Here is a 26,367-nt window from a genome sequence, read left to right as displayed (position 1 = left end):
AAACTCTCATGTTAAAGTTTGAAGATTGCTCTTCGATTAAACTGACTATTTGTTATCTATCCGATAACGCCTATCCGTTTATTGTTTGTTACGAATTGACTTCGCAAATTTGTTAGATTTAGCTGTCAAAGCTAAATCTCGTTACAGATTTGTTTGTTCAAAGTTTTGTTCAGTTTTCAATGTGCTAACCCGATTGGGCAACTCATTTATTGTAACAGATGTTAGCAACTTGTGCAACAACTATTTTGATGAGTTTTGCTGGTGATTATCAAGCAAAACTTGATAACCGCTTGTCCCTCGCAAGGAACAATAATTAGTATACCGGCATTGCACCTTTCGGTCAATGCTTTTTCACGAAAAATATTAAAAAATGTGTTTTGCTTTTAAATAAACAAAGGGAATAGAAAACATTCGTTTTCTATTCCTTTTGAGAGGTTTTGTTATATATATTGTTCGTTATTTCTAGATGAATTCCACAGATTGACCATCTCGTCCATCTTTCACCAAGATTCCCAGTTCTTTTAGCTGGTCTCTCAGTTCATCGGACTTCGCGAAATCCTTATTCTTACGTGCTTGAGCTCTTTCTTCCAATAGAGCCTTCGCTTCCGTTGGTAACTCACGACTTTCCTCAAAGTTATCCACACCAAAGATATGCAGCCATTCTGCTAACTTTTGTTCAATCAACTGCACCGTCGCCTCCGACTGCCCCTCTTCCAAAGAGCGGTTGGCCAAAGTCAAGCCTTCGAACACCACAGTCAGTGCGTTCTCCACACCAAAGTCATCGTCCATCGCTCCGATGAAACGTTCCTCCAACAAGTGTAGCTGCGCTGCAACGGCAGCATCCACCTCACCTGCAGCGCCCGCCTTCTTGGCCAAGGCCCGCATCGTGCGGTAAATCTTATCTAATTCCTGCTGGGCCTGGTCCAAACGATCACGAGAGTATGCGACCGGACGGCGGTAGTGGGTCTTAACTAAGAAGTAACGCAAACCCTGTGGTTCAATGCTATCATCTTCCAACAAATCATGAATGGTAATGAAGTTACCCAAGGACTTAGACATCTTCTCATCGTTAACGTTCACAAAGCCGTTGTGCAACCAGTAGTTCACGAAGGTCTTACCATGGTAAGACTCAGATTGTGCCAACTCGTTTGTGTGGTGTGGGAAGGCCAAGTCGATTCCACCGGCATGAATGTCAATGGTCTCACCTAGCAAAACGTCGTTCATCACGGAACACTCCAAGTGCCAGCCCGGACGTCCCGGTCCCCATGGGGAAGGCCAAGCGGTCACGTCAGGACGCACTTCCTTCTTCCAAAGGGCGAAGTCCGTGTTGTTTTCCTTTTCATCCTGGTCATCCCCATCCAAACGGCCCGCTGCGTTCTTCTTCAGCTCATCCATGTTTTGGTGGGACAAAACGGCGTAGTCCTTAAACTGGTTCGTCCGGAAGTAGACGTTTCCGTTTACTTCGTAGGCCATCCCCTCCGCCATCAACTTCTCGACAAAGGCGACCATTTCTTCCATAAACTGGGTGGCACGGGGACGGGAACTGGCGGGCTCAACGTTCAAGGCTGCCGCGTCTTCCAAAAAGGCGTCGGCGTACTTGTCCGCCACCTCTTCTTCAGTCAACCCTTCCTTTTCGCCCTGGGCAATGACTTTATCGCCCAAATCGGTAAAGTTCGACACGAAGTTCACTTCGTAGCCGCGCCATTCCAAGTACTTACGGATGGTATCAAAAGCAACCGTTGAGCGGGCGTTTCCAATATGAATGTAGTTATAGACAGTTGGACCACAAAGGTACATGCGAACCTTGCCCTTTTCGATGGGGGTGAAACTTTCTTTTTCGAGGCTATACGTGTTATAAACCGTTTGCATGTCAACTGTCCTTTTTAAACTTTTTTCTTATTATAACAAAAAAAGCAGGAACCTTTCGGCTCCTGCTCTTTCAATTCTTCATTAGGCAAGGTACTTTGCTTTCACATCGTCCATTGTCTTCAAAACTTGCTTCTTGTCCAAGAGAACAAGTAATTCAGGCAAGTTTGGTCCTTGGATTTGGTGAGTGGTTGCGATTCGGATTGGGTTCCAAAGTTCGCGTCCCTTGATTTCCAAGTTGTTTTGGATGGCACGGATTGTCTTCATGTAAGTATCCGCGTCGGCATCTTCAGGCAAAGCTTTGTAAGCTTCTTCCCAGGCAGCAAAGACCTTGCGGCCGTTTTCAGACGTGAGGTATTCCTTCATTTCGTCTGTAATGTCGCCCAATTGGAAGAATGGTTCGCGCATCAAATCAACGATTTGACGGGTGTATGAAATACCATCCACACCGGCAACGTCGATGGCTTGCACAAGCCAGTCATGCTTAGCCTTGGCTTCGTCTTCGGTGATAAAGCCTGCCTTAACCAACTCTTCGATGAGTTGTGGCATAATCTTATCCTTGTCGCGACGAATCCACTGGTTGTTAATCCATTCCAACTTCTTTTGGTCGAACTTGGCGTTGGCCTTTGACAAACGAGTTTCGTCAAACATGTTCTTGAATTCTTCCAATGAGAAGATTTCGTCTTCACCCTTAGGTGACCAACCAAGCAAACCGATGAAGTTATCCAAGGCTTCTGGCTGGTATCCCAATTCGCGGTACTGTTCCACGAACTGCAAGACATCGTTATCACGCTTTGACAACTTCTTTCCAGTTGCGGCGTTGATGATCAAAGCCATGTGGCCGAACTTTGGAATATCCCATCCAAAGGCATCGTAAACCATCATTTGCTTTGGTGTGTTTGACACGTGATCGTCACCACGCAAAACGTGGGAAATCTTCATCAAGTGGTCATCGACAACAACGGCAAAGTTGTACGTTGGCATACCATCGGCCTTCTGGATGACCCAGTCACCACCGACTTCTTTTCCACCAATTGAGATGTGACCCTTAACGATATCATCCCATTCGTACATCTTGTCTTCAGGCACGCGGATACGAACAACTGGCTTCAAACCCTGTGCTTCGTACTTTGCGTATTCCGCTTCACGTTCTTCCTGTGACATGCCTTCGTATTCGTAGACATAGTGAGGCGCTTGCTTAGCAGCTTGTTGCGCTTCACGTTCAGACTTCAATTGTTCAGAAGTCTTGTAGGACTTGTAAGCCAAACCGCGCTTCAACAAATCGTCGATGTATGGTTGGTAAATTCCTTGTTCGTTACGTTCTGATTGACGGTAAGGACCGTATTCACCAGGGTTTTCTGGTGATTCGTCCCAGTCCAAGCCCAACCACTTCAAGTTATCGAGCTGAGACTTTTCCCCGTCAGCAATGTTACGGGCCGCATCAGTATCTTCGATACGGATTACAAAAGTCCCGTTGTAATGACGGGCAAAAAGCCAGTTAAACAGCGCCGTACGGGCGTTTCCAATATGCAAGTAGCCCGTTGGTGATGGGGCATAGCGGACACGAAAGTCGTCTGTCATGAATTCTTTACTCCTAAGTCAGCTTAGCTGAAAATTTCTCTTAATTAGTATACAACAAAGTTCCTAGTCATTTCAGTGCTTGCGGGGATTTTCTGAGAAAATCTAGTCTAAGGCAAGCTTCAAGGCCTCTTTAATAGTAGAAACCCCGATGACTTTGATGCCATCTGGCACATCCATCCCCCCTAAGTTATTCTTAGGCACGATGGCTCTGGCAAAGCCAAGCTTTCGGGCTTCCTTCAACCGACCCTCAAGGTCAGAAACGGAACGGATTTCACCGGTCAAGCCCAATTCGCCAATGAAGACGTCTGATGCCGGCGATTCCTTATCCTGGTAGGAAGAGGCAATGGCAACGGCAATGGCCAAATCAATGGCTGGCTCATCCAGCTTCACGCCACCGGCTGCCTTCAAGTAGGCATCCTGGTTTTGCAAAAGCAAGTTGGCCCGCTTTTCTAAGACCGCCATGATTAAGGACACGCGGTTGCGGTCCAATCCAGTCGCTGTTCGCTGAGCATTTCCAAAGACCGATGGTGTCACCAAGGCCTGTAATTCGACTAAGATTGGTCGTTCGCCTTCAAGGGTTGCCACAATGGCCGAACCGGTCGCCCCGGCTAGGCGCTCCTCCAAAAAAATCTCGGATGGATTAGCCACTTCAGCCAAACCGCGGTCGCGCATTTCAAAGATACCCAGTTCATTGGTTGCACCGAAACGGTTCTTCACCGCCCGTAGGATCCGATACTTATAGTGGCGGTCCCCTTCAAAGTAGAGCACCGTATCCACCATGTGCTCCAAAATCTTAGGACCAGCAATGGCGCCACCCTTGGTCACGTGACCAACAATAAAGATGGAGATGTTATTGGTCTTGGCAATCTGCAACAAATCAGCCGTGACCTCCCGAATCTGAGCCACCGACCCAATTGGCGAGGTCAAATCCGGTTCCTGCATCGTCTGAACGGAATCAATCACCATGAAATCAGGCTTCAACTCCTCCACCTGCTTCTTAATGGCTTCCATATCCGTTTCCGGGTAGAGGTAAAAGTCATCCCCGCCAACCTGCAGCCGGTCAGCTCGCATTTTCACTTGGGTAGCCGACTCTTCACCAGTCACATAGAGGACTTTGCCGTGGTTGGCCAACTGGCCAGAAACCTGAAGGAGCAAAGTCGACTTACCAATTCCAGGGTCACCACCGATTAAGACCAAAGTCCCAGCGACAACACCGCCACCGAGAACGCGGTTCAACTCTTTCAGGTCGGTCGCCACCTTAGGCGTCTCTTCCAAAGAAACCTGGTTAATCTTTTGAACCTTGGCAGCCTTCCCGTCTAGCCCAACACGGGACTTACGGGACTGTGTTTCCGGTTGAATCTTTTCTTCAACAAAGGTTCCCCACTCACCACAGTTTGGGCAGCGACCCAAGTAACGGGCGGAGATGAAATCACAGTTGGAACAAATAAATTGTGTTTTTGTCTTGGCCACTAATTAGGCCTCCCCCGTTGAACCAAATCCACCGGCACGCACGACTTTGATATCGTCTGCATCCTGGTCAGCAAGCAAAAATGGTAGGAAGATTCCCTGACCAATTCGCTCACCCTTCTTGATGGCCACGTCTTCATCCCCAAAGTTCAAGAATTGGAGGAAGATTTCGCCTTCGTTCTTCTCGTTGTTGTAGTAGTCACCATCAACGACACCCACGCCGTTTGGCATGATCAACTTCTTCTTGATTGGCCCAGATGAACGGGAAACCAACTGCAAGTATTCCCCCTCTTGCATGTAGGCCTTGATACCCGTTGGCACCAAAACTGGCTTAGCTGATTCCTGCAAGCCCTTGGCTGGGATCACCATATCCACGGCCGCTTCAAAGTCATAGCCGGCAGCCTGCATCGTGGAACGCTTAGGAAGGTTCAATCCTTCCCCTTCATATTTACTGACAATTTCAAATCCGCGTACTGACATTTCGCGTCCCCTTTATTTCTGCTAAAATTTACTTATATTATGTCTACCATTATACGTCATCAAAGATATTTCAAAAAGGAGGAAAGCATGGCAATCATTCAAAAGCCCGGTTGGTTCTACTACGAAGAAGAGGGTGAACGACTCGGCGAGGTTTCCTATCTCAAAGCTGGCCATGGTAAAGTCCTGGTTCTCAACCACACCTATGTCGACCCTAAGCTACGTGGCCAAAACATCGCCCGCCAACTAGTCGATGCCGTCTGTGAACTGGCCCGTTCCGAAGGCAAGAAAGTCCAACCGGACTGCCGCTATGCCGCCGCCCTCTTCAAGCGTTTCAAGGAAGACTACGAAGATGTCGCTCTCGAGCCCGGACAAAACGCCGATTCCTGTCCCATTAACTAAAGGAAAAAATACATGAAGCAAAAGAAAACCTTCAATAACTTTTGGCGCTACTTTCTGACTGCCTTTCTGGCCATCACGATTGCCGAAATCCTACAGATTCTCATCCCAGCACTGGCTAAGCCAATGTGGGTCAACCTCTTAACATTCTTACTCGTTTACTTCCTGGTATCGACGACCATTACGGTGATTGTGACCCGGATGAATCGAAAGAAGTAGATTGAAAAGGTCCTGCTGGTTAAACGACCAGCGGGACCTTTTTATTTTGTTAAAAATACCCACTGCCAGCTAATTATACGCATCACACCCGCATTTATCTCATCACATTTTGTCATAAATTCCTCCCAAAAAAACGGTTATACTGTGAGCAGAAAATAACCGAAAGAAGAAATGGAGGTTAGAAAATGAACACAACGATTAACTTGGACTTTGGTTCTAAAGAAAAATGGGCGCTTGCCGGTGACCATTTTGGAAAACAGGTCTATCAAGAGCAAGTTGCCAACGTATTAACTGATGAAGAGTGGCAAAACGAAATAACCATTTGTTTTCCAGATCAGATTACCCTAATAAGTATTTCCTTCTGGGATGGGTTTGCTCAACCCATGGTTAATAAAATTGGATACGACGGTATAACCGAACGCGTACACTTCGTGACTTCATCCAAAAAACTAACAAAGGAGTTATACAATGACCTTATTTGAAATTCTGATTTTTTCAACATCCATTATCACCTGCTTAACTTCTTTTATCACATTCTTACTCTATGAACGACGGCTGAAATCGACTCGTGAACTCGAAATGTCGAAAAAGTTATATCTTCCACATCTACTGGTATATCTGCCAAACCTTTTCGCTGAATTTATCAAGTCGAATCAATCAGAAGAGTCAATCGTTGATTTTTCAACACACCTCAAGACCTTTAGAAAAGATCTTGGTTACTTTAAATACGCACACGCCACTATTTATCAGACTGTAAACCAGGCAATTCGAAGGATTGATGAAGAACTTTGTATTAGTATTCAGAACGTCAAAAACCCACTAAACAAAACAAATAAATTAGCGGATATGATGAGCATTAACCAATCTCTCAACACCATCTACAAAGCCTTTCTCTACGAACTGCCCGACGACCACATCGATAAGTACTTCAAGACAAAATAAGAGGTATAAAAAATGACAAAAACAATCAACCTATCTTTCGGTCCCAACACCTATGGGTTGGCTGGGGTAACCGAAGGAAAAGAGACTTTCAAAAAACAAGTAGAACCCTTGATTACTCAAGAAATGCTAAACAGTACCGCTCCAATCACCATTCAATTTCCAGATTCTATCGTAATTATTGGTATTTCCTTTTGGGATGGTTTTTCAGAAGAACTCATTAATACGGTCGGCTACGACGGCATCGCAGAGCGCATCCACTTCGTGACTTCATCAGAGCGTCTCACCCAAGAACTGTACGACTACATGATTTAATTTCCTGCCTCTCTTAGACAACACAAAAACACGCCCCCGATTTCTCGGGAGCGTGTTTTTTAGAGTAGAATGTCAATTGCTTTAAATTACTTAGCCTTCTTTTCTTCGATAGCTGAGATAACAACCTTGCCATCAACCATGTCGGCTGACAATTCGGTCTTATCTGGGTTATCCAAGTAGAAGTCGGTGACTTGGTCACGGATTTGCTGTTCGATAACACGGCGCAATGGACGAGCACCAAGGGCTTCATCGTATCCATCTTCAATCAAGTGTTCCTTGACTGCGTCAGAGATAGTCAATGACAAGTGCTTCTTGGCCAAAGTCTTGTTCACATCATCCAACATCAAGTTAACGATTTGCTTCAAATCGTGCTTCGTCAATGCTGAGAATTCTACGACACCGTTGAAACGGTTCAAGAATTCAGGACGGAAGAAGTGTGACAAACGCTCCATCAAATCGCCCTTTTCAACTTCCTTGTTACCGAATCCGGCGTTAGAAGTTGCAATGACAACCGTGTTCTTGAAGTTGACCACGTTTCCTTGACCGTCCGTCAAGCGACCATCATCCAAGACCTGCAAGAGCAAAGTCAAGACTTGAGGGTTAGCCTTCTCAATTTCATCCAAGAGAACGATTGAGTAAGGGTTACGACGAACTTTTTCAGTCAAGGTGTGTGAGTTATCGTCATATCCGACATAACCGGCAGTGGCACCAATCAACTTTGAAACAGCTGTTTGGTCAGAGTATTCTGACATATCCAAACGGATAATGGATTCCTTCGTACCGAAGAGGTCCTTAGCCAACTGCTTTGCCAACTCCGTCTTACCAACACCAGTAGGTCCGACAAAGAGGAACGATCCGATTGGACGGTTTCCTTCGTCGAATCCGGCACGGTTACGACGGATGGCACGAGCGACCATGTTAACGGCTTCGTCTTGGCCAATGACTTTACCAGCCAAGCGCTTGTCGATTTGCTTCAAGTGCTCGATGTCTGAGGCACCCATCTGTGAAACAGGGATACCAGTCAAACGTTCAACAGACTTCGCAACATCGTTGGCAGTTGCGGTTACCTTCTTGGCTTCCTTGGCTTCCTTCAATTCGTGCTTGATGTCCTTAATTTGCTTCTTGATTGACAAGGCCTTTTCGTAATCTTCTTCGGCTACGACGCGGTCTTGTTCAGCCTGCAAAGCCTCTAAGCGCTTCTCCAAAGATACCTTATCGGTAGCTGGGTTCTTAGCAGACAAGTGAGCAGCCGTCATATCAATCAAGTCGATGGCCTTATCAGGCAATGAGCGCTGTGGAATGTACTGAACTGAGTAATCCACGGCTGCCTTCAAAACGTCATCAGGCAAGCTGACGTTGTGGTGCTTCTCGTACAAAGGTGCGATACCCTTCAAAATCTTGAAAGTATCTTCAGCTGAAGGGGCGTTGACCTTTACTTCGTTGAAACGACGTGCCAAGGCAGCGTTCTTCAAAATCGTGTTACGGTATTCGTCTTGCGTGGTTGCACCAATCAATGACAACTCACCACGTGACAAGGCTGGCTTCAAGATATCAGCCAATCCCTTACCACCGTCTTCGCCACCGGTTGAACCGGCACCCAAGATTTGGTGGATTTCATCGAAGAAGAGGACAACGTTTCCGGCCTTCTTCACTTCATCGACCAACTTTTGAACGTTCTCTTCGAAAGCGCCACGGTACTGCGTACCAGCTTCCAACTGAGAAATGTCAATTGAGTAAATTTGCTTGTCTTGGATAGCAGCAGGAACGTCACCAGCGACAATGGCTTGTGCCAATCCTTCGATAACCGCCGTCTTACCAACACCGGCATCCCCAACCAAAACAGGGTTGTTCTTTGTACGGCGTGACAAAATCTCGGCCGTTTCTTGAATCTCTTTGTTACGTCCAATAACTGGATCCAACAAGCCATCCTTGGCTTCCTGTGTCAAGTTACGTCCTAACTTTGCCAACATGCCGTCTTCTTTTACTTTACCGGCTTGTTGACTTGCACGACCGTTACCAGCCGTTTGTGCTTGGTCCATGTTAGGCAACTTACCTGTTTGCTTGTATTGTGCAAATTCTTCAGGAGTTACTTCACGACCGTTGATGAGGTAACGACGGTTTTCTGAGTTCATGCCGCCGAGGCCACCCATCATGTTGTTAAAGATATCATTCATATCTGAGTTAAAAGGATCATTTTGGTATGCCATAATCATTACCTTCCTTATTTATAATCAAATTTTTTCTGTGCAGTTACTAAAGTCTCATGCACGGAGTCGGTCATTCCGGATCTTCTGTCTTTTCACGGTAGTTATCTTCTAGCTCACGTAGCACTTGCCACATGGCTAAGTGCTGAGCCTTGGCTAAAGCATCTAAGTCACGGACGTTCATTGACGTCGCCTTTGACTGTGCCTTATTGAAGGAACGGTGAATTGTTGTATATCCATAGCCGGAATTTTTCGATACTCGATAAATCGTTAACGAGCGATCTTCTAAATAACGCTTGATATTAAACTGAACCATATGCAGCCTCCATTTCTTGATTTGCTGTCATATTTTCTGAACCATCCATATGACCTCCTCAACAATTAGTATAACACATATGTGGTATAACACAAGTGTGCTATATCTATTTTTTTACATTTCCATTAAACTATAGATAATCACTGCCAGAAAGCGCTCTGCTAACTGGCTTTTCTTTATTTGTCCTATTCAAGAGGTATAACACAGTGGGTAAGAAACATTTCGAAATCGAGCTTCCCGACCAAGTCGTACAGGACTTGCAGTTAGAAGACGGCGACCAAATTGACATTCAAGTCAGCAACCAATCCTTTAAAGTTCTCCCAAGCAAGAAACTCCAGGAAAACCAGAACCAGCAGCTATCAATCCGCCGCTTTCTCATTCCTTCCATCTTAGCCACTGTGGCCTTTGCTTTCTATAATATTTGGCAAAATGAACATTTAATCGCACTAACCGGCGCCGATTCCATCGCCACATGGGTGATCTTCCTTGGGGAGCTAACTGGAATGGCCGCTTTCATCTATACACGCATTCAACGATTAAAGAAAATTGCGGACCCTCTTCAGAAAAGAACAGCCATTCGATTGGCGCCAACGCTTTTTATTTCCTTTGCCTTGATTCAGGCCCTCACCATGGTGGCCATCTTCTGGGCAATCGGCTACCTCTTTCAAGCAGCCTCCTTTGACTCACTGACCGCGACCCTCATTTTCTTCACCTTTATTTCAGTCGTCAACTACGTGATGATTTATTCAGCCACCCTAATTTCAACCACCTTTATGATGTTTCTTCTTATTATCACCATTGTCGGCGGTGTTCTGATTGCCATGGTGACAAACTCCCGCCTCCTTTGGTGGCAGCATAACTTCTCCTTTTTAGGAACATCGAAGGCCGACTTTTCATGGACCTTTAACGCAACCTTGATGGTGTCAGGCATTCTCTGGGGAACTTTAATTGATTACCTCTTTGTCCCCATCCAAAAACGCCTACCCCGAAACTGGCGCCTGATTACCCTACGAATCTTTCTAACCTTTGATGCCATTTGCCTTTTTTCCATTGGTGCCCTACCAAACAACCCAGGTTTCCTGCACGTTGCTCATGATACGGCAGCCAACCTCTTAATTTTGGGGACGGGACTGCCAATGATCAGCATCCGTTTGCTCCTGCCCAAGGCCTCCAAGGAATTCTTGATTTTCTCACTCTCAACAGCGCTTGGTATCATGATTTCCTGCTTCCTTTTCTATGGCATCCGCTACTTCTCACTAACAGCCTTTGAGATTTTTGTCTTAACAATGGGAATTTCCTGGTTGCTACTGCTCATGCAAAACATTCACGAACTATACGAACTAAAGGAAAACACTTACTCCTTTAAGCTCAAGGCACTCGACTAGGAGAGACTATGTCAGATTATCAAAAGAACTTTAAATCAAAAAAGCGCCCCCACCAGGGTGGCAATAACCGCTACCAAAAGCGGCCCCAACGTTCCAATCAACAAGACGTGAATGTCAAAGTCGGCCAGAAGTTCCCACTAACCATCAAGCGCCTTGGCATCAATGGTGAAGGAATCGGTTACTTCAAGCGCAAGATTACCTTCATCCCCGGTGCCTTGCCTGGCGAAGTGGTCACTGCCAAAGTCACGAAGGTGACTGACAAGTTCCTGGAGGCCAAGACTGTTACCGTTCGCGAACCATCCCCAGACCGTGTCACACCTGACGATCCAGCCGCCGACCTCGTGGGTGGATTCGAATTGGCTCACTTGGCCTATCCTGCACAGCTGGCCTTTAAGAAAGACTTGATTGGTCAGGCCTTGGAGAAGTTCCAGCCAAAAGGTTACGAAAACATCAAGGTGTTAGACACCCTCGGCATGGAAGTGCCCGCTCACTACCGTAATAAAGCTTCCCTGCCCATCCGTAAGTTAAAGGGCCAGTTGACCATCGGTCTCTACAAGCGTGGTACCCACGACTTAGTCGACCTCCCAGAAATGGCCACACAGGATCCACGGACCCTGCACATCATTCGTAAGCTGGGTCAGATTTTGGACAAGCACTCCCTATCCTTCTACAACGAGAAGTCCAAGAAGGGACTCGTCAAGACTTTGATTGTTCGTACTAACCAAGAAGGTTTGGCACAGGCAACCATCGTCACAACTGAAGACCGTTTGCCAGATGAAGAACTCATCGTTCAAGATATTCAAAAGGAATTACCAGAGGTAATCGGCCTCTTCCAGAACCTACACGATGACTCAAGCTCTTTGATTTGGGGTGAAGAAACTTGGAAGCTCTGGGGGGCTGACTACCTGCAAGAGGATATCTTAGGCCTGACTTTCAACTTTTCCCCACGTGCCTTCTTGCAGTTGAACTACGAGCAAATGGAAAAGACCTACGAGATTGCCTTGGCGGCCATGGACTTACAACCAACCGATAAGTTGATCGATGCCTACGCCGGGGTTGGTACCCTGGGACTTTCAATGGCTTACAAAGTCGCCGAAGTGCGCGGAATGGAAATCATTCCCGAAGCCGTTGAAGACGCCCGCCTGAACGCCGAGGAAAACGGCATCGAAAACGCCCACTACGAAGTCGGATCTGCCGACCGCGTCTTTAAGAAGTGGGCCAAGGACGGCTTTAAGCCAACAGCCTTAGTTGTTGACCCACCCCGTCCTGGTTTGGAGGATGACTTAAAGAAAGCCATCCTCAAGGCCCGCCCAAGTAAGTTTGTTTACATCTCATGTAACCCTTCGACCCTTGCCCGGGACCTGGCAGACCTTGATTCAGCATACAAGGTTGACTATATCCAACCAATCGACATGTTCCCTCAAACCCCACGTTGGGAAGGGGTCGTTAAATTAGTTTTGAAATAATCACCGGTGTTCGTTTAAACAAAGCCGGATAATTGAACAGGAGAATAATTATGCACTATCGCGACGGACAGTACTTTGAGCTTTCCTTCCGCCAATTTTTCTTTTACTTTATTTTTTCGCTAACACTCGATGCCCTCGGCAATGCCCTTTCTGTTTCAACAAACTTAGGGTCAGCCCCTTGGACAGCCGGTGCGGCTAACCTGTCAAAATTGACCGGCTTTCCCATTGCCCTCTTCTTAGGCCTGACCACAGTTTTAGTTGCCACGGCCAACATCTTCTTCTCGGGTAAGCTGAACTGGAAGCGTTTCTTTGGAAACATCCTCTTCGGTGTTCTCTTCTCGCTGATGGTGGGTATCTTCAACGGCTGGTTGGCCGTTCTCCACCTCAACCAGCTCCCAATCTATGAAAAGATTATCATCGACATCGCTGGATTGGCGACAGTTGGGGTTGGAATTTCCATCTACCAACGTGTCAACGTCATCCTTCACCCAATCGATGATTTGACCAACATCCTGCGCTTCTCTTATTTCAAGGGATCCGCACCAAAGGCCCAGATGTCCAACTTCATCGTGGCCATCTTCATCTCACTAATCTGTTGGTTACTCTCTGGAACAGTGGTGGCCCTAAACATTGGAACAGCCTTCGCCTTTATCTGTCAGGGCTCTATTATTGCCTGGTCAGACCGCCACGTCTTTCCAGCGCTGGTCCACGGAAACATGGAGCAGTCTCACAAAGATATCCCACAGCAAAGTTAAACTCACTAAAAAGCACCCCTTCGAAAGAAGAGGTGCTTTTATTAATGACTATTTATTAAATAAGCGCTTTGACAAATCCAAGACAACTCGGTTATTCAACATCCAATAAGTTAGTACTAACTGAATTGGATAAAAAATCACTGACTTCAAAAGTCGTGGTGCCAACATTCCGGTAAAGACCGACCATGAATGGTGGTGTGAATACAGGAACATAATGGCCAGTGTATTCGTCATCAGGTTAACAAAAACCGTGATGCAAAGTACTGCGACGGCAATCGTCCACCAGGAGAGCTTCTGGTCCTTTTTCTCACGGTAGAAGAACCCACCGTAAATCAAACCAGCCAGCGCCACCCCAATCGCCATGATTGGTGACCAAGTCCCCCCTGAAATGAAGGTGACTTTTACGAAGTCCGTTAGAACCATGGCAAGCATAGTCCAGATTGGCCCAAACCACTTCCCCATCAAGGATGAGGCCAGGAAAACAAATGAGATTCGAAGAATCTGCGTTGTAATCGAGACCCGCCCCAAGATAAAGGAAAGGGCAATCAAAGCAGCCAGTAAGACCAGCTGCTGGACCGACAAGCGGGGCAAGCCCCACTTCAAAAAACGAGTGCGTGAATTGTTCATATGATTGAACCTCCTCAAAGGAGTGTCCACCTGTGTTGGTGAATGCGAAACCCGCACCGCACATTAACTGTTTCGTCGCTGGCCCACATTCCGTTTCCAGCGCACTTAACGCACGGGTTTCTACCCCATAAATTTTAGCGGCGTCCGCTAGCAGAACGCCGCTTCCAATTATAGCAGGTTTGTTTGTTTATTCTTAGTAAAAGTTCTGATATCGATGAAAAAGCAGAAATAAAAAGGAAGACCAATCGGTCTTCCTTTTTCAATACATTTCTTTATTACTTATATAGAATCAATGCTGAAACGTGCTCCAGTGATTCTGAGAATTTTACATCAATGATTTCATTGCCATCATTCTGCAAATCCTTCAAGACCGCGTTCAATTGGTCCGTAAAGCTTTCTTCTGACTTGGTTCCTGTGACTAAACGACTTAACATGTTTTATGCTTCCTTTCGTTCTATCTACACCTCGAGTGTAGCACGATTTTTGGAAGGTGACGCACTGACGTTGCAAAGTCATTTTCGTTCAGGTCGATAAACAACGTGAAAGGACTCCAAAACAATCTGTGCCTTTTCCTTATCAAAGGTCTTGTCCATCGCTTTATACTCTTCCTCAAAGAAAGGTTCATGCACCGAACGCCAATAGCTTAGGCTCCGGTCCCCTTCGCCCTCTGCACGGGCGTGTTGCTCACTCACTGCCAAGTATTCTTCCAGTTTGACCGAATCATTTTGAATCACGCAAACCGCTTCATCCTGACCGTCCAGCACAACATCATAGGCGCCCTCTTTGGGCAGTGGTTCCTCTTCTTCATAGAGTTCATAGGCGGAAGCCGTTGCCGTCTTTGTACCATCCAGCACCAAGGCTGCTAATCCATCCGCATCAACGCCAAACTGAAATGCCGATTGCATCTTAGCCGTTTGCGGAACAGCCCCCGCTTCCTTAGCCTTCTCAAATAGCTCTTCTGCCTTCATAGCGATTCCTTTCTATCAAAAAAGCAGCCATCAAAAAGATAGACTGCTTTTAAATTTCAATTTACATTTTTGCTTCCAAATCAACGTTTGGATACTTGTCCTTGAACCAGTTCATCGCAAATTGGTTTTCAAACAAGAAGACTGGACGGTCATAGCGATCACGAACCAAAAGGTTACGTGATGAAGCCATCTTTTCATCCACTTGGTCCGGGTTCACCCAACGAGCCACCTTTGAACCGATTGGCTCAAATTGGATGGCCACGTTATACTCGTTTTCCATTCGGAACTTGAAGACTTCAAACTGCAATTGTCCAACAGCCCCCAAGATATATTCATTGGAGTTCCAGGACTTATAAAGCTGAATCGTTCCTTCTTGTACCAACTGGGTGATTCCCTTGTGGTAGGACTTCTGCTTCATAACATCCTTGGCAATGACTTTGTTAAAGTATTCTGGCGTAAAGGTTGGGAGGTCTGGGAAAGTCACTTGCTTCTTACCAGAGTAAATCGTGTCCCCAATCTGGAAGTTACCTGTGTCGTAAACACCGATAATATCACCAGGAACGGCCGTTTGAACGTTCTCACGTTCCTCGGCCATAAACTGGGTCACATTAGCCAAGCGAAGCTTCTTACCCGTACGCGACAAAGTCACGTCCATTCCCTTAGTAAACTCACCGGAGACGATACGTACAAAGGCAATTCGGTCACGGTGACGAGGGTCCATGTTGGCCTGAATCTTGAAGACGAAACCAGTAAACTGGTTATCATCTGGTTCAACCAAGCGGTCGTCAACCGTTTCAATGGCGGCTGGTTCTGGCGCATACTGCAAGTATTGCTCCAAGAATTCCGTCACACCGAAGTTAGCCAAGGCGGAACCGAAGAAGACGGGTGTCAACTTACCGTGCGCAACAGCATCGGTGTCAAAGTCGTTCCCAGCATCTTCCAACAACTCCACTTCATCCATTCCTTCTTCCAGCACTTCAGGATGGTCCGAAGCATTCTTGAAAGGAATCATTTCCTTTTGACGAAGGTCGTAGATACCCTGCAAAATCTGACCGGATCCAATTGGCCAGTTCATTGGGAAGGCCTTGATACCAAGAGTCGTTTCCAACTCATCCACAAGATCCAATGGTGCGCGAGCATCACGGTCAATCTTGTTGAAGAAGGTGAAGACAGGAATACCACGCTTAGAAACGATTTCAAAGAGCTTCTTCGTCTGAGGCTCGATACCCTTCGCGGCATCGACAACCATGACAACCGAATCAACGGCCATCAAGGTACGGTAAGTATCTTCAGAGAAATCTTCGTGCCCAGGGGTATCCAAGATGTTAATCCGCTTACCGTCGTAGTCAAACTGCAAAACAGATGAAGTAACGGAGATTCCACGCTGCTGCTCGATGGCCATCCAATCGGATGAGGCCATCTTCTTAGCACCACGGCCCTTAACAGTTCCGGCTTCACGAATAACACCACCGTGCAAAAGCAACTGTTCAGTCAGTGTTGTTTTACCCGCATCGGGGTGAGAAATAATGGCGAATGTACGCCGTGTTTTTAACGCTTCTTTAAAGTCTGTCATAATGTCTTTATTTTACCCGAAAAAAGCAGTTAGGGCTAGACGTAATGTCTGCACTAACTGCTTTTATAAGTCAATATTTAAATACCTTCTCGTATCGCAATATATCACTTTTGGTCAGCTTTGTACTTCGCAGCTTCTTCATCAGTTGCCAAGACAAAGTGTCCTGTTTCCATCTCAACCATGTGACGCTCCTGACCGTCCTTTTCAAAGGATGGGTCGTAGCTCTTCACGTGGTGGGCCTTTTCCTTAACGGGATCTGGCACTGGAACTGCTGAAAGCAATGACTTCGTGTATGGGTGCAATGGGTGGTTGTAAACCTGGTCAGCCGTTCCCAACTCAACCAACTTTCCCCAGTGCAAAACACCGATACGGTCAGACAAGTACTTCACCATCGCCAAATCGTGGGCGATGAAGAGATAAGTCAAGCCTTGTTCCTTCTGCAACTTAGCCAGCAAGTTCACGACCTGGGCTTGAACCGAAACATCCAAGGCAGAGATTGGCTCATCGGCAATCACAAACTTTGGCTGTACGGCCAAGGCACGGGCAATTCCAATACGTTGCTTCTGTCCACCAGAAAATTCGTGAGGATAACGTGAAGCATGGTCTTCGTTCAATCCAACCATGTGGAGCAATTCCAAAATCTTCTTACGACGTTCTTCCTTGTTCTTGGTGAAGCCAGCTTCATCCAGCCCTTCACCCAAGATGTTTGAAACTGTCAAACGACCGTTCAATGAAGCCTGAGGATCCTGGAAAATCATCTGAGCCTTTGAGCGGAAGTCTGCCAACTCCTTCTTCTTCATCTTGTTGATGTCGTGGCCGTCAAATTCAATCGAACCACTGGCTGGATCATACAATTTCAAAACCGTACGACCCAGGGTCGTCTTTCCTGAACCAGATTCCCCAACGAGTCCAAAAGTTTCCCCTTCGTAAATATCGAAGGAAACGTCTTCCAAAGCCGTCTTTTCGTTCTTCTTACCAGCATTAAAGGTTAAAGTCAGATTCTTAATCGAAACTAATTTTTTTGCTTCTGGATTTTGCATCGTTTAACCTTCCTTTACAAAGTGTTCTTGCCAGTAGGCTTGGCGCTTTTGAATTTCTTCTGGTGGCACAACCTTTGGCGCACGCTTATCAAGCAACCAAGTGGCGGCTTCGTGAGTTGGTGAAACCTGGAAGAATGGTGGTTGCTTTTCGTGGTCAATCTTCAATGCGTAGGCATTACGGTTGGCAAAGGCATCACCCTTTGGTGGGTAAAGCAAGTCTGGAGGCGTTCCAGGAATAGCATGCAATGAACCCAAAGCCGTTGAAGTTGTTGGCATTGATGACAACAATCCCCAAGTATATGGGTGCTTTGGATTGTAGAAAATTTCGTTAACCGTTCCCTTTTCAACAATCTTACCAGCGTACATAACAGCAACACGGTCAGCCACGTCAGCCACAACGCCAAGGTCGTGGGTGATAAAGATAACAGCCATCTTGCGCTTTTTTTGCTGAGCCTTCAAGATGTTCAAAATCTGTGCTTGGATGGTAACATCCAAGGCAGTCGTTGGTTCATCAGCAATCAAGATGTCAGGTTCAGCTGCCAAAGCAATGGCAATAACGGCACGCTGACGCATACCACCTGACCATTGGTGAGGGTAATCATCAATGTGCTCTTCTGCATCAGGAATTCCAACGTCCTTCATCAAGGCTAAGGCCGCTTCACGCGCTTCCTTGGCCTTCTTTCCCAAGTGCTTTTCCATTGGCTCGGCAATTTGCTTACCAATTGTCATTGTTGGGTCCAAAGAAGTCATTGGGTCTTGGAAAACCATGGCAATCTTCTTACCACGGATTTGATCCCAATCCTTCTCGGTATAGTCGGCTAAGTTCGTGTCTCCAAGAAGAATCTGGCTGCCTTCTTTAACCGTTGCATTCGCTGCATTCAGTCCCAATAAAGTCTTTGTGGTAACTGATTTTCCGGATCCAGATTCTCCAACGATGGCTAGTGTTTCACCTTCAAAAAGTTGAAAGTCGACACCACGAATGGCTTGAATGGTTCCTGCATAGGTTGCAAAGGAAACCTCTAAGTTTTTAACTTCAAGAATTGGCGTTTGCATAAAACACTCCTATTCGTCTAACATCTTTGGATCGAAGGCATCGCGCAAGCCATCCCCTAAGAGGATGAAGGCCAATGATACAAGAACCAAAACCGCTGATGGAATCAAAATTTGATATGGGTAGTACTGCAACATTTGCTGAGCATCGGAAATCAATGTTCCAAGTGAGGCAGTTGGTGCCTTAACACCCAAGTTAATGGCTGACAACACGGCTTCAAACATGATGGCTGATGGAATCGTCATCATAACCTGAACGATAATCGTTCCAGCCATGTTTGGTACCAAGTGCTTATAGGCAATCTTAGGACCAGATTCACCAAGAGTCTTTGCTGCCAAAACAAAGTCACGTTCCTTGAGGGTCAAAGTCTGGTTTCGAACCTGACGGGCCATTCCAACCCAGTTGGTCAAGGCGATGGCCAAAATGATTGAACCAATTCCTGATCCAAAGAGCATGGCTAACAAAGTAACAACAACCAGCGTTGGGATAGCTGAGATAATTTCAATGAATCGCTGCATCACTGTATCGACCCAGCCTCCGAACCAACCGGAAACCAAACCATAGGAAACTCCGAAGAGCAGGTCAATGGCCGTTGCAGCAAGGGCAACGAACAATGAAATACGAAGACCAACGGTGACACGCTTTCCGAGTGAACGGCCAAGGTTATCCGTTCCAAGGATGAACTTTTGGTCGACATCATTCTTTTCGTAGACATCAACTTTATCCGTTGAACCTAGAACTGTACCAGTTCCATCCCAGAATGGAATCGGAAGACCGGACTTTGGTGGTAAGTTCTTGTACTTACTACCGGCGTTTGTATTAAATTGGTTAGCTGAATTTTGTGAAACAACGGCTGTTGAAACAAGGGCAAAGGCACTAATGGCAATCAAGAAGTACATTGAAATAACGGCTAACTTGTTCTTCTTCAATCGGTGCCAAACGGACTGCCAAAAAGTCAGCGTTGGTTTATTAATCTTTTCAGTGGCGGCAACGTTTTCAATGCCGACCAATTCGAAGTCTTGACTAGCTTCCATGACTATCCTCCTACTGCAAACGAACTCGTGGATCAACGATAGCCGTTAAGATATCGGTAATCAAAATCATAACCATCAGCATCAAAGCGTAAACAATCGTCGTTCCCATGATAACTGGATAGTCCTTGGTTGGAATTGAACTAACAAATTGCTGTCCAATTCCAGGAATTGAAAAGATATTTTCAACCAAAGTTGAACCGGTCAACAATCCCGCCGTCAATGGCCCAATCAAAGTCAGGATTGGAATCATTGAGTTTCGGTAGGCGTGCTTCTGAATCACTTGGTCTTCCCCAATTCCCTTCGCGCGGGCCAACTGGATGTAGTCAGAGTGCAAAACTTCAATCATTTCAGAACGGACAAAACGCGTTGTAATTGCCATTGGCGTCACGGCCAAAGCCAGTGTTGGCAAAATGGTTTGTGAGAATGAATCGCCCCAACCGGAGATTGGCAACCAGTCGAGCTGGTAACCAAAGATGAAGAGCAAGACAATGGCCAAAATGAAGGAAGGTGTTGAAATTCCAAGGGTTGAAATAATACCCAGGAAACCGTCCAACTTCTTGTTTTGATGACGGGCTGACACGGCACCGAACCAGAGTCCTAGCAAAACACCAACAACCAAGGCCTGGAATCCCAACTGAGCTGAGATTGGCAAGCGTTGACCAATCAAGGTTGAAACAGATTGGTTCTGGTACTGGAAGGAGGTTCCCATGTCACCGTGCAAGAGGTTTACCAAGTAATCCCAATACTGCACCATGACTGGCTTATCTAACCCGTAGGTCGCATTCAGCTGTTCAATCGCTGATTGCGTCAACTTAGGGTTGTTATATGGCGTCCCCGGTAGAATCTGCATCAGGAAGAAGGTAGCGGTAACAACGATCCACATCGTGATGATCAAGATTAACGCACGTTTTAGAATATAGCGGGCCATAAGGTCTCTCCTTTAGTTTCATCAATATGTACGAAAGTCGGCTCTCGCCGACTCTCATAAAACTTATTTTACTTGCGGTGTGCGTAAGTAAGGTCAAGTGTCAAACCAACTGGGTTTTCAACAACACCCTTCACGTTTGAACGTACCAATGAGCTGGACTTCCATGAGTAAAGTGGGTTGATGTTTGCATCATCCATCAATGCCTTTTCAGCAGTCTTGAAGTCTTGTTCGCGGGTTGCAGCATCGTTTGCATCCGTTGTATCAGCCTTCTTGATTGCATCGAAGTATGTTTGGTTCGTAAACTTACCGTCGTTATAACCAGCATCCTTTGAAGCGAACAAGTCGTAGAATGTTGAACCGTCGGCATAGTCACCGCTCCAGTTTGTCATGATAACGTCGAAGTCACCAGCTTGTGCATCCTTCAAACGTTGCTTGAATGGCACAATCTTTTCAGTTACTTCGATATCTGAACCGAATGTTGATTCCCAAGCTTGCTTGATGTAATCAACCGTGTTCTTTGAGATAGGAGAATCAGCATCAGTTTCAAGGTTGATCTTCATCTTACCTTGGTTCACTTCAGCAAGTCCTTGCTTGAAGAGTTCCTGAGCCTTCTTCTTATCATAAGTATAACCAGGCTTTACATAAGTTGACAAGTCAGTACCAGAAGTTGTCTTAGTCAATCCCTTTGAAACAAGTGATTGAGCAGCATCACGAGTACCACCCGTTGCTTGTGAGGCTAATTCTGAACGGTTCGTTGCCAAGTTCAATGCTTGACGAATCTTTTCGTTCTTCAAGAAGGCGTTCGTTGATTGGTTATATTCAAGGTAAGTAGAAGCGGCAACCGCTGCTGACTTAACGTCCTTCTTGTTCTTGTTAGCTGAGTACATTTCAGGCGTGTTTGAGATTGAAACGCGGTCAATCTTGCCTTGCTTGTAGAGCTTCAAAGCTGTATCAGGGTTCTTAACCACTTGCCAGTTAATCGTCTTTGTCTTGACGTTCTTAGCATCCCAGTAGTTATCGTTCTTAACCATCTTGAACTTACCGTTTGTACCGTTCCAGTCTTCAAACTTGTAAGCACCTGAGTAAATTTGCTTTGCGGCAGTTGTTCCGTACTTGTCACCTTGCTTATCAACAAAGCTTTTCTTCTGTGGTGCAAAGTTTGCAAAGGCAAGTAAGTACTTGAATTGTGGCATTGCGTGGTCAAGTTGGAAAGTAATAGTGTTACCAGAAGCAGAAACGCCCAATTCTGAAACTGCCTTCTTACCGGCCATGATGTCATCGGCGTTTGCCACACCAGATGCCAATGAAGCGTACTGTGAACCAGTCTTTGGATCAACGATTCGCTGCCATGAGTAAACAACATCCTGAGCTGTCAACTTTGAACCGTCAGACCACTTCAAGCCTGAACGCAATTCAACTGTATAAGTCTTTCCATCATCAGAAACCTTATATGACTTTGCCAAGTCAGGTGCTGCTTCACCCTTTGAGTCCATACGCAACAAGTTTGATTCAGTGTTACCCAACACAATGTTTGAGTACTGATCCGTTGCCTTTGAAACATCCAACGTTTGAACATCCATTGGTAATGCATAGTTCAACGTGTTCTTATCAGTACTGGGATTTCCACCCCAGAGACCGGCTGCTTTGGTTCCACCCGCCACAGCAGCGACAACGACTACCGCCGCTGTCCACTTCTGCCATTTTTTCATCTTTCCAACCTCCCGTAGGTCTTTTTTAATGTTGAATTAATCGTATCAGACTGTTTTTTGATTTTCAATTCATTTTCTAATAAAAAATTCATAAATACGGTAGAAAACCTGACATAAAAGTCTTTCGCCCCTTTACTACCAAGGGTTTTGACTGGCCTATACCAAATGAAAATAATTATTAAAATTTTATTACAGTTCATTTTTAATGACACAATTATTAGAATATGTATACTTTTTTAAAACTTTGAAATACCTTTGTAACAAAAAAAACACCCGCTAAGCGGGTGCTTTTTTATGCATCTGGGTTTTCTTTATAAGAAAGAGCGGCAACGTTCAATGTTTTGTCCGCTAAGTCCTTAGTAAATGATACTTCGTGGGAAACGATGATGGCGTTTCCTGGGAAAGCCTTAATGGCCTTGTATAAGGCATTCTTTGTTTCTTCGTCCAAGTGGTTAGTGGGCTCATCAAGAATCAAGAAGTTCGATGGCTTCATTTCCATGATGGCCAACTTAACCTTGGTCTGTTCCCCTCCAGAAAGTTGGAAGAGAGGCTTTGATGCGTTCTCAGCGTTAATTCCAGCGGCTGCAAGACGTTGGCGTAGTTCCTTTGGCATTGTTGTAGGAAAGAGGTCCTGCATGGCCTGTAAAGGCGTCTGCTGGTCATTATCCCAGTCCAAGTCCTGATCAAAGTAGTTGACCACGGCAGAAGGTGAGAATTCCACTGTTCCACCAAGCTTTGGAATATCGCCCAAAATAGACTTGATCAAGGTTGACTTACCAGCCCCGTTAAATCCAGCAAAGACGACCTTTTCTTCCGTACGCATTGAAAAAGTCACGGGTTCCAAGATTGGCTTGTCGTAACCAACAGAAAGCTTGGTCACCGTCAAAGGTGCTGCTGACTGTGAGTTCAAGTATGGGAAGTTGAACTTCGCCTTCAGATTTTCCTGAGGAGGCTCCACCTTGTCCATACGGGCCAACATCTTTTCACGGGAACGGGCCTGCTTGGAAGTTGAGGCGCGGGCCTTGTTCTTTGCGATGAACTTTTCGGCCTTGGCAATTTCTTCCTGCTGCTTTTCGTATTCGCGAATTTGCTGGTCCGCACGTTCTTCCTTCTGGCGCATGGCCTTCTGGAATGAACCACGGTACTTGGTAATCTTACCGAAGGAAACGTCGGCGATGGCGTTCGTGACTTTATCCAAGAAATCAAAGTCGTGGGAGATAATCATGGCAGCGCCTTCGTAGCTCTGCAAGAAGCCTTCCAACCATTCAATGTGAGCCACATCCAAGTAGTTGGTGGGCTCATCAAGGATAATGACGTCATCGTTTTCCAAAAGCAGCTTAGCCAAAATGACCTTGGCACGCTGTCCACCGGACATGTGTTCCAATTCACGGTCGCGACCAATTGCTTCCAGACCCAAACCAGAGATAACACGTTCAATCTCGGTATCCACGTCATAGAATCCGGCTGCATCGAGTTCTTCTTGGAGACGTCCAGCCTTTTCAAGCAGTTTATCATCAGCGGTTGCCGCGTACTTTTCGTACATGGCCGTCGCCCGGTCCTGCTTATCATAGAGGTCTTGATAGGCCGTATGCAAAAAGTCCACCAGGGCCATCCCCGCTGGTATCTCCGCATACTGGTCCAAGTAGCCAATTTTTAAGTTCTTGGCCCACTCAATTTTTCCTTCCAGTGGCAACACCTGTCCGGTTAAAATCCGGATTAAAGTAGACTTACCGGCCCCGTTTTGACCGACAATTCCCATGTGTTCCCCTGCCTGGAGTTCCAGATCAGCGTCTTCGTATAATGTTTTTTCTGCGTAGGCCATTGATAGCCCACTTACTTCTAATAATGCCATAAGCCTAATTATAGCAGATTTTCAAGCTTTTCCATAGCAAAGCCTTGGCGCTTGGCCTATACTATTTAAGAAGATAAAGCGAAGGAGACTTTCAAATGAAAGCACGAAAACTAAATATAAAAACCATCCCCGCCCAGGACACCAACCGTGCCTACCGTTTCTGGCGCGATGTTTTCGACCTTCCCCAAGTTGGTGCACAAAGCGAACGCCGTCTCGCAGTTGACCACGAAGAGTTATCATTCGTGGAAGGCACACCCGAAAAGGACTTTGAACTCTTAGTACGTGACCACGAAGCAGAATTAGAACAGCATCTCAAGAATAACTTCGTGCCCATTATTAAGCGTGAAGAACGCTTTGGCGACAAGGTAGCCCTGACTGTACGCGACTCGGAAGGTAACGAAGTCACCATCGAAGGCAACCGCAACAAATAATTTCTAAAAAACCGACTTTTTTATCGAAAAAGTCTTGTCAGCCCCTATCTGCCATGCTATACTAATATCTGTTGTTTGAAACTGGTTAGTTAGCTCAGTTGGTAGAGCAACGGACTCTTAATCCGTGGGTCCAGGGTTCGAGCCCCTGACTGACCATCAACTAATAAAAAGACCAACACTTCGGTGTTGGTCTTTTTTTGCACTCTTAAATCGACAACAAAAAAGCCGAAGCTTTCGCTTCGACTTTTTTAGTCAATTACTGACGGTAAACATAGTAGGTCAAGTGACCACCGTTTGCTTCTTGGTTGTAGGCATAAGCGTTGGCGTAGTTCCAAACCGAAACGGCAGCGCCCTGTTGCTCACCATGAGCATAGTTAACAGAGATGGCATTGTTTTGGTCAACCATCACTTGTGCGTGACCTGCTGAACCTAATGACGCACCCTTTTGTCCCCAAATAACCACGTCACCACGCTGTGCATCCCATGGCTGGTCAACAGCTACCAAGTGATAACCATTTTGAGTCAAGTAGGAGTGCAAGTTTTCCGTGCTGTATAGATAGGCTGGCTTAGAGGCCCCAGCTTCGTACAAAGCTTCGGTCATTGAACCAGAACAGTCGGCCGTTCCATCAGAACCGTTACGTGAACCGCCCATGTCATAGGTCAACTTACCCATATGGTTGTAGAACCAATTAATCAAAGCTTCCGTGTTCACACGGTTAGTAGCAGCCGGTGTTGAGGCAGGTGTTACCTGGCTGCCACCATCGCTGTTAGTAGCTGGTGTGTAGGCCGTTGGTGTAACAGAACCCTGGTTATTATCAGATGAGTCATCATCTGCCATACGTGCTGATGGTTGATCATCATTCGAATCGTCAGTGTTATCTGAATCACTGTTTGATGCGGAAGAATCCGAAGCAGGAGTCGTTGCTGCAGCATCATCTGAAGTGGATGTTGCGTCTGAAGCAGCTGGCGTTACCTGGCTCTCTGAATCTGCCGTTAAACTAGCTTGCGAAGCGTCATTGTTTGCTTGGCTTGCAGCAGATTGAGAGTATTGGTTAGTCGCTGCAGTTGCGGCTGCCATTGAGTTTGACTGAGAAATTGCTTGACTCTCTGCAGCAGCTTGCGATGCTTGTTCATAAGCCGCTTGAGAACCAGACTGTGAGTTTGTTTGGTTGTTAACCGTCGTATTCTCAGTAGTCTGCTGACCGTTGTTCGTATCCAAGGTTGGTGTTCCCTGTTGAACCATGATCAAGTTTTGATCACCCTTACCAAGGTCAGCCTGCTGTGTTTGTTGACCATCAGCCAAGTAGCCAGCAGTCTTCAAGCCTTGAATGATTTCTTCTTGCTTACCCATTGTTTGACCAGCAACCAAAAGGCCGTGGTCTGACAGGCCAAGTTGCTGTCCGGCAGCATCAGCAGTCGTTCCGAAAGCTTCGGCAATGGCTGACAATGTGTCACCCCATTGGACTTGATAATCCTTCAAGTCCTTAGCCGATTGCTTCTTAACAGCCTGCTTGACATGGTCGACCGAATTGGCCTTCCATTGGTTTTGCGCATCCGTTTGGCTGGTTGGCTCAGTTACATCATTAGCTGACGCAGTTTGAGCATTTCCAACCACTGTTGCACCCAGCACGGCACCGGTTGCCGCCAGAGTACTTGCTCCGGCAGTCACCATTAAGCGCTTGCTGAGTTGCTTCATTGTTTGATTCTCCATAGTATGAACCTCCATTTCATTTAGCGCTTCTCTACTATAGAGTAGCAGAATCAT

The 26,367-nt window shown here is 46.2% G+C and carries 26 protein-coding genes, 1 tRNA gene and 1 riboswitch; of the genes, 10 read left to right on the top strand and 17 right to left on the bottom strand.

Annotated elements, in window-relative coordinates; all coding sequences use genetic code 11:
- Positions 1-462 precede the first annotated feature (462 nt).
- The 4 genes from cysS to BMZ93_RS05590 all read right to left on the bottom strand — a co-directional run bounded on the left by cysS (position 463) and on the right by BMZ93_RS05590 (position 5,394).
- Positions 463-1,869 (bottom strand): cysteine--tRNA ligase, encoded by a 1,407-nt coding sequence (gene cysS / locus BMZ93_RS05605; protein ID WP_091503027.1) that lies wholly within the window; start codon positions 1,867-1,869, stop codon positions 463-465.
- A gap of 81 nt (positions 1,870-1,950) precedes the next feature.
- Positions 1,951-3,447 (bottom strand): glutamate--tRNA ligase, encoded by a 1,497-nt coding sequence (gltX, locus tag BMZ93_RS05600; RefSeq protein ID WP_091503026.1) that lies wholly within the window; start codon positions 3,445-3,447, stop codon positions 1,951-1,953.
- Between the two features lie 102 nt (positions 3,448-3,549).
- Positions 3,550-4,917 carry a DNA repair protein RadA gene (gene radA / locus BMZ93_RS05595; RefSeq protein ID WP_091503025.1) on the bottom strand — a complete coding sequence of 456 codons (1,368 nt, stop codon included), beginning with the start codon at positions 4,915-4,917 and terminating at the stop codon, positions 3,550-3,552.
- A 3-nt stretch (positions 4,918-4,920) separates the two neighbouring features.
- Positions 4,921-5,394, bottom strand: a complete 474-nt coding sequence (locus BMZ93_RS05590) for a dCTP deaminase/dUTPase family protein (protein ID WP_091503024.1) — start codon at positions 5,392-5,394, stop codon at positions 4,921-4,923.
- A gap of 87 nt (positions 5,395-5,481) precedes the next feature.
- On the opposite strand from BMZ93_RS05590, the gene BMZ93_RS05585 reads away from it, so the two are divergent.
- The 5 genes from BMZ93_RS05585 to BMZ93_RS05565 all read left to right on the top strand — a co-directional run bounded on the left by BMZ93_RS05585 (position 5,482) and on the right by BMZ93_RS05565 (position 7,263).
- The gene (locus BMZ93_RS05585) at positions 5,482-5,793 is read left to right on the top strand and encodes a GNAT family N-acetyltransferase (protein ID WP_091503023.1); all 312 of its coding nucleotides are present in this window, start codon (positions 5,482-5,484) and stop codon (positions 5,791-5,793) included.
- Positions 5,794-5,805: 12 nt separating this feature from the next.
- Entirely contained in the window at positions 5,806-6,009 is a 204-nt protein-coding gene (locus BMZ93_RS05580; RefSeq protein WP_091503022.1) for a hypothetical protein, read from the top strand.
- Positions 6,010-6,194: 185 nt separating this feature from the next.
- Complete coding sequence (locus BMZ93_RS05575; protein ID WP_091503021.1) at positions 6,195-6,491, top strand: hypothetical protein; 297 nt, start codon at positions 6,195-6,197, stop codon at positions 6,489-6,491.
- Complete coding sequence (locus BMZ93_RS05570; RefSeq protein ID WP_091503020.1) at positions 6,478-6,951, top strand: hypothetical protein; 474 nt, start codon at positions 6,478-6,480, stop codon at positions 6,949-6,951. Before BMZ93_RS05575 ends, BMZ93_RS05570 begins: the two co-directional genes overlap by 14 nt.
- Positions 6,952-6,963: 12 nt before the next feature.
- The gene (locus BMZ93_RS05565) at positions 6,964-7,263 is read left to right on the top strand and encodes a hypothetical protein (RefSeq protein ID WP_091503019.1); all 300 of its coding nucleotides are present in this window, start codon (positions 6,964-6,966) and stop codon (positions 7,261-7,263) included.
- 86 nt (positions 7,264-7,349) lie between these two features.
- On the opposite strand, the gene BMZ93_RS05560 is transcribed toward BMZ93_RS05565, so the two are convergent.
- On the bottom strand, positions 7,350-9,470 hold the full coding sequence (locus tag BMZ93_RS05560; protein WP_091503018.1) for an AAA family ATPase: 2,121 nt from the start codon (positions 9,468-9,470) through the stop codon (positions 7,350-7,352).
- A gap of 70 nt (positions 9,471-9,540) precedes the next feature.
- Positions 9,541-9,783 (bottom strand): transcriptional regulator, encoded by a 243-nt coding sequence (locus tag BMZ93_RS05555; protein WP_091503017.1) that lies wholly within the window; start codon positions 9,781-9,783, stop codon positions 9,541-9,543.
- 206 nt (positions 9,784-9,989) lie between these two features.
- On the opposite strand from BMZ93_RS05555, the gene BMZ93_RS05550 reads away from it, so the two are divergent.
- From BMZ93_RS05550 to BMZ93_RS05540, 3 genes are read left to right on the top strand one after another with little or no spacing between them, the layout of a single operon-like run.
- Complete coding sequence (locus BMZ93_RS05550) at positions 9,990-11,168, top strand: DUF998 domain-containing protein (RefSeq protein WP_091503016.1); 1,179 nt, start codon at positions 9,990-9,992, stop codon at positions 11,166-11,168.
- Between the two features lie 8 nt (positions 11,169-11,176).
- Entirely contained in the window at positions 11,177-12,634 is a 1,458-nt protein-coding gene (rlmD, locus tag BMZ93_RS05545; protein ID WP_091503015.1) for a 23S rRNA (uracil(1939)-C(5))-methyltransferase RlmD, read from the top strand.
- 50 nt (positions 12,635-12,684) lie between these two features.
- Entirely contained in the window at positions 12,685-13,389 is a 705-nt protein-coding gene (locus tag BMZ93_RS05540) for a DUF6198 family protein (RefSeq protein WP_091503014.1), read from the top strand.
- A gap of 48 nt (positions 13,390-13,437) precedes the next feature.
- Here the strand turns inward: BMZ93_RS05540 and BMZ93_RS05535 are convergent, their stop codons facing one another.
- The 10 genes from BMZ93_RS05535 to abc-f all read right to left on the bottom strand — a co-directional run bounded on the left by BMZ93_RS05535 (position 13,438) and on the right by abc-f (position 24,171).
- Positions 13,438-14,016 carry a folate family ECF transporter S component gene (locus BMZ93_RS05535; RefSeq protein ID WP_091503013.1) on the bottom strand — a complete coding sequence of 193 codons (579 nt, stop codon included), beginning with the start codon at positions 14,014-14,016 and terminating at the stop codon, positions 13,438-13,440.
- A gap of 34 nt (positions 14,017-14,050) precedes the next feature.
- Positions 14,051-14,146, bottom strand: a riboswitch (THF riboswitch).
- A gap of 145 nt (positions 14,147-14,291) precedes the next feature.
- Positions 14,292-14,450, bottom strand: a complete 159-nt coding sequence (locus BMZ93_RS06595) for a hypothetical protein (protein ID WP_159427793.1) — start codon at positions 14,448-14,450, stop codon at positions 14,292-14,294.
- 78 nt (positions 14,451-14,528) lie between these two features.
- Positions 14,529-14,984, bottom strand: a complete 456-nt coding sequence (locus tag BMZ93_RS05530) for an ASCH domain-containing protein (protein WP_091503012.1) — start codon at positions 14,982-14,984, stop codon at positions 14,529-14,531.
- A gap of 61 nt (positions 14,985-15,045) precedes the next feature.
- Entirely contained in the window at positions 15,046-16,557 is a 1,512-nt protein-coding gene (locus BMZ93_RS05525; protein ID WP_091503010.1) for a peptide chain release factor 3, read from the bottom strand.
- A 104-nt stretch (positions 16,558-16,661) separates the two neighbouring features.
- A complete protein-coding gene (locus BMZ93_RS05520) occupies positions 16,662-17,597 on the bottom strand; it encodes an ABC transporter ATP-binding protein (RefSeq protein WP_091503007.1) in 936 nt (311 codons plus the stop codon).
- A gap of 3 nt (positions 17,598-17,600) precedes the next feature.
- Positions 17,601-18,650 carry an ABC transporter ATP-binding protein gene (locus tag BMZ93_RS05515; protein ID WP_091503005.1) on the bottom strand — a complete coding sequence of 350 codons (1,050 nt, stop codon included), beginning with the start codon at positions 18,648-18,650 and terminating at the stop codon, positions 17,601-17,603.
- Between the two features lie 9 nt (positions 18,651-18,659).
- Positions 18,660-19,682: an ABC transporter permease gene (locus BMZ93_RS05510; protein WP_091503002.1), complete on the bottom strand. Its 1,023-nt coding sequence runs from the start codon at positions 19,680-19,682 to the stop codon at positions 18,660-18,662.
- 10 nt (positions 19,683-19,692) lie between these two features.
- On the bottom strand, positions 19,693-20,610 hold the full coding sequence (locus tag BMZ93_RS05505) for an ABC transporter permease (protein WP_091503000.1): 918 nt from the start codon (positions 20,608-20,610) through the stop codon (positions 19,693-19,695).
- 68 nt (positions 20,611-20,678) lie between these two features.
- Positions 20,679-22,319 carry a peptide ABC transporter substrate-binding protein gene (locus BMZ93_RS05500; protein ID WP_091502998.1) on the bottom strand — a complete coding sequence of 547 codons (1,641 nt, stop codon included), beginning with the start codon at positions 22,317-22,319 and terminating at the stop codon, positions 20,679-20,681.
- Between the two features lie 292 nt (positions 22,320-22,611).
- Positions 22,612-24,171, bottom strand: coding sequence for a ribosomal protection-like ABC-F family protein (gene abc-f, locus BMZ93_RS05490; RefSeq protein ID WP_091502993.1), 1,560 nt, complete (start codon positions 24,169-24,171; stop codon positions 22,612-22,614).
- A gap of 95 nt (positions 24,172-24,266) precedes the next feature.
- On the opposite strand from abc-f, the gene BMZ93_RS05485 reads away from it, so the two are divergent.
- Both BMZ93_RS05485 and BMZ93_RS05480 read left to right on the top strand, forming a co-directional pair.
- On the top strand, positions 24,267-24,602 hold the full coding sequence (locus tag BMZ93_RS05485; protein ID WP_091502991.1) for a VOC family protein: 336 nt from the start codon (positions 24,267-24,269) through the stop codon (positions 24,600-24,602).
- An 83-nt stretch (positions 24,603-24,685) separates the two neighbouring features.
- A tRNA-Lys gene (locus BMZ93_RS05480) sits at positions 24,686-24,758 on the top strand.
- A gap of 100 nt (positions 24,759-24,858) precedes the next feature.
- Here BMZ93_RS05480 and BMZ93_RS05475 read toward each other — a convergent pair.
- The gene (locus BMZ93_RS05475; protein WP_159427792.1) at positions 24,859-26,313 is read right to left on the bottom strand and encodes a C40 family peptidase; all 1,455 of its coding nucleotides are present in this window, start codon (positions 26,311-26,313) and stop codon (positions 24,859-24,861) included.
- Between the last annotated feature and the right edge of the window lie 54 nt (positions 26,314-26,367).

Origin of the sequence: Fructobacillus durionis, assembly GCF_900112405.1 — a bacterium.
Lineage (GTDB): Bacteria > Bacillota > Bacilli > Lactobacillales > Lactobacillaceae > Fructobacillus > Fructobacillus durionis.
Note: the sequence above shows the minus strand (reverse complement) of the source record. Positions and strands in the feature narration are given on the sequence as shown.

Coding starts and splice junctions, on each gene's coding strand:
- cysS (WP_091503027.1), bottom strand. CDS start 1,869: ATGCAAACGGTTTATAACACGTATAGCCTCGAAAAAGAAAGTTTCACC.
- gltX (WP_091503026.1), bottom strand. CDS start 3,447: ATGACAGACGACTTTCGTGTCCGCTATGCCCCATCACCAACGGGCTAC.
- BMZ93_RS05590 (WP_091503024.1), bottom strand. CDS start 5,394: ATGTCAGTACGCGGATTTGAAATTGTCAGTAAATATGAAGGGGAAGGA.
- BMZ93_RS05585 (WP_091503023.1), top strand. CDS start 5,482: ATGGCAATCATTCAAAAGCCCGGTTGGTTCTACTACGAAGAAGAGGGT.
- BMZ93_RS05580 (WP_091503022.1), top strand. CDS start 5,806: ATGAAGCAAAAGAAAACCTTCAATAACTTTTGGCGCTACTTTCTGACT.
- BMZ93_RS05575 (WP_091503021.1), top strand. CDS start 6,195: ATGAACACAACGATTAACTTGGACTTTGGTTCTAAAGAAAAATGGGCG.
- BMZ93_RS05570 (WP_091503020.1), top strand. CDS start 6,478: ATGACCTTATTTGAAATTCTGATTTTTTCAACATCCATTATCACCTGC.
- BMZ93_RS05565 (WP_091503019.1), top strand. CDS start 6,964: ATGACAAAAACAATCAACCTATCTTTCGGTCCCAACACCTATGGGTTG.
- BMZ93_RS05560 (WP_091503018.1), bottom strand. CDS start 9,470: ATGGCATACCAAAATGATCCTTTTAACTCAGATATGAATGATATCTTT.
- BMZ93_RS05555 (WP_091503017.1), bottom strand. CDS start 9,783: ATGGTTCAGTTTAATATCAAGCGTTATTTAGAAGATCGCTCGTTAACG.
- rlmD (WP_091503015.1), top strand. CDS start 11,177: ATGTCAGATTATCAAAAGAACTTTAAATCAAAAAAGCGCCCCCACCAG.
- BMZ93_RS05540 (WP_091503014.1), top strand. CDS start 12,685: ATGCACTATCGCGACGGACAGTACTTTGAGCTTTCCTTCCGCCAATTT.
- BMZ93_RS05535 (WP_091503013.1), bottom strand. CDS start 14,016: ATGAACAATTCACGCACTCGTTTTTTGAAGTGGGGCTTGCCCCGCTTG.
- BMZ93_RS06595 (WP_159427793.1), bottom strand. CDS start 14,450: ATGTTAAGTCGTTTAGTCACAGGAACCAAGTCAGAAGAAAGCTTTACG.
- BMZ93_RS05530 (WP_091503012.1), bottom strand. CDS start 14,984: ATGAAGGCAGAAGAGCTATTTGAGAAGGCTAAGGAAGCGGGGGCTGTT.
- BMZ93_RS05525 (WP_091503010.1), bottom strand. CDS start 16,557: ATGACAGACTTTAAAGAAGCGTTAAAAACACGGCGTACATTCGCCATT.
- BMZ93_RS05520 (WP_091503007.1), bottom strand. CDS start 17,597: ATGCAAAATCCAGAAGCAAAAAAATTAGTTTCGATTAAGAATCTGACT.
- BMZ93_RS05515 (WP_091503005.1), bottom strand. CDS start 18,650: ATGCAAACGCCAATTCTTGAAGTTAAAAACTTAGAGGTTTCCTTTGCA.
- BMZ93_RS05510 (WP_091503002.1), bottom strand. CDS start 19,682: ATGGAAGCTAGTCAAGACTTCGAATTGGTCGGCATTGAAAACGTTGCC.
- BMZ93_RS05505 (WP_091503000.1), bottom strand. CDS start 20,610: ATGGCCCGCTATATTCTAAAACGTGCGTTAATCTTGATCATCACGATG.
- BMZ93_RS05500 (WP_091502998.1), bottom strand. CDS start 22,319: ATGAAAAAATGGCAGAAGTGGACAGCGGCGGTAGTCGTTGTCGCTGCT.
- abc-f (WP_091502993.1), bottom strand. CDS start 24,171: ATGGCATTATTAGAAGTAAGTGGGCTATCAATGGCCTACGCAGAAAAA.
- BMZ93_RS05485 (WP_091502991.1), top strand. CDS start 24,267: ATGAAAGCACGAAAACTAAATATAAAAACCATCCCCGCCCAGGACACC.
- BMZ93_RS05475 (WP_159427792.1), bottom strand. CDS start 26,313: ATGGAGAATCAAACAATGAAGCAACTCAGCAAGCGCTTAATGGTGACT.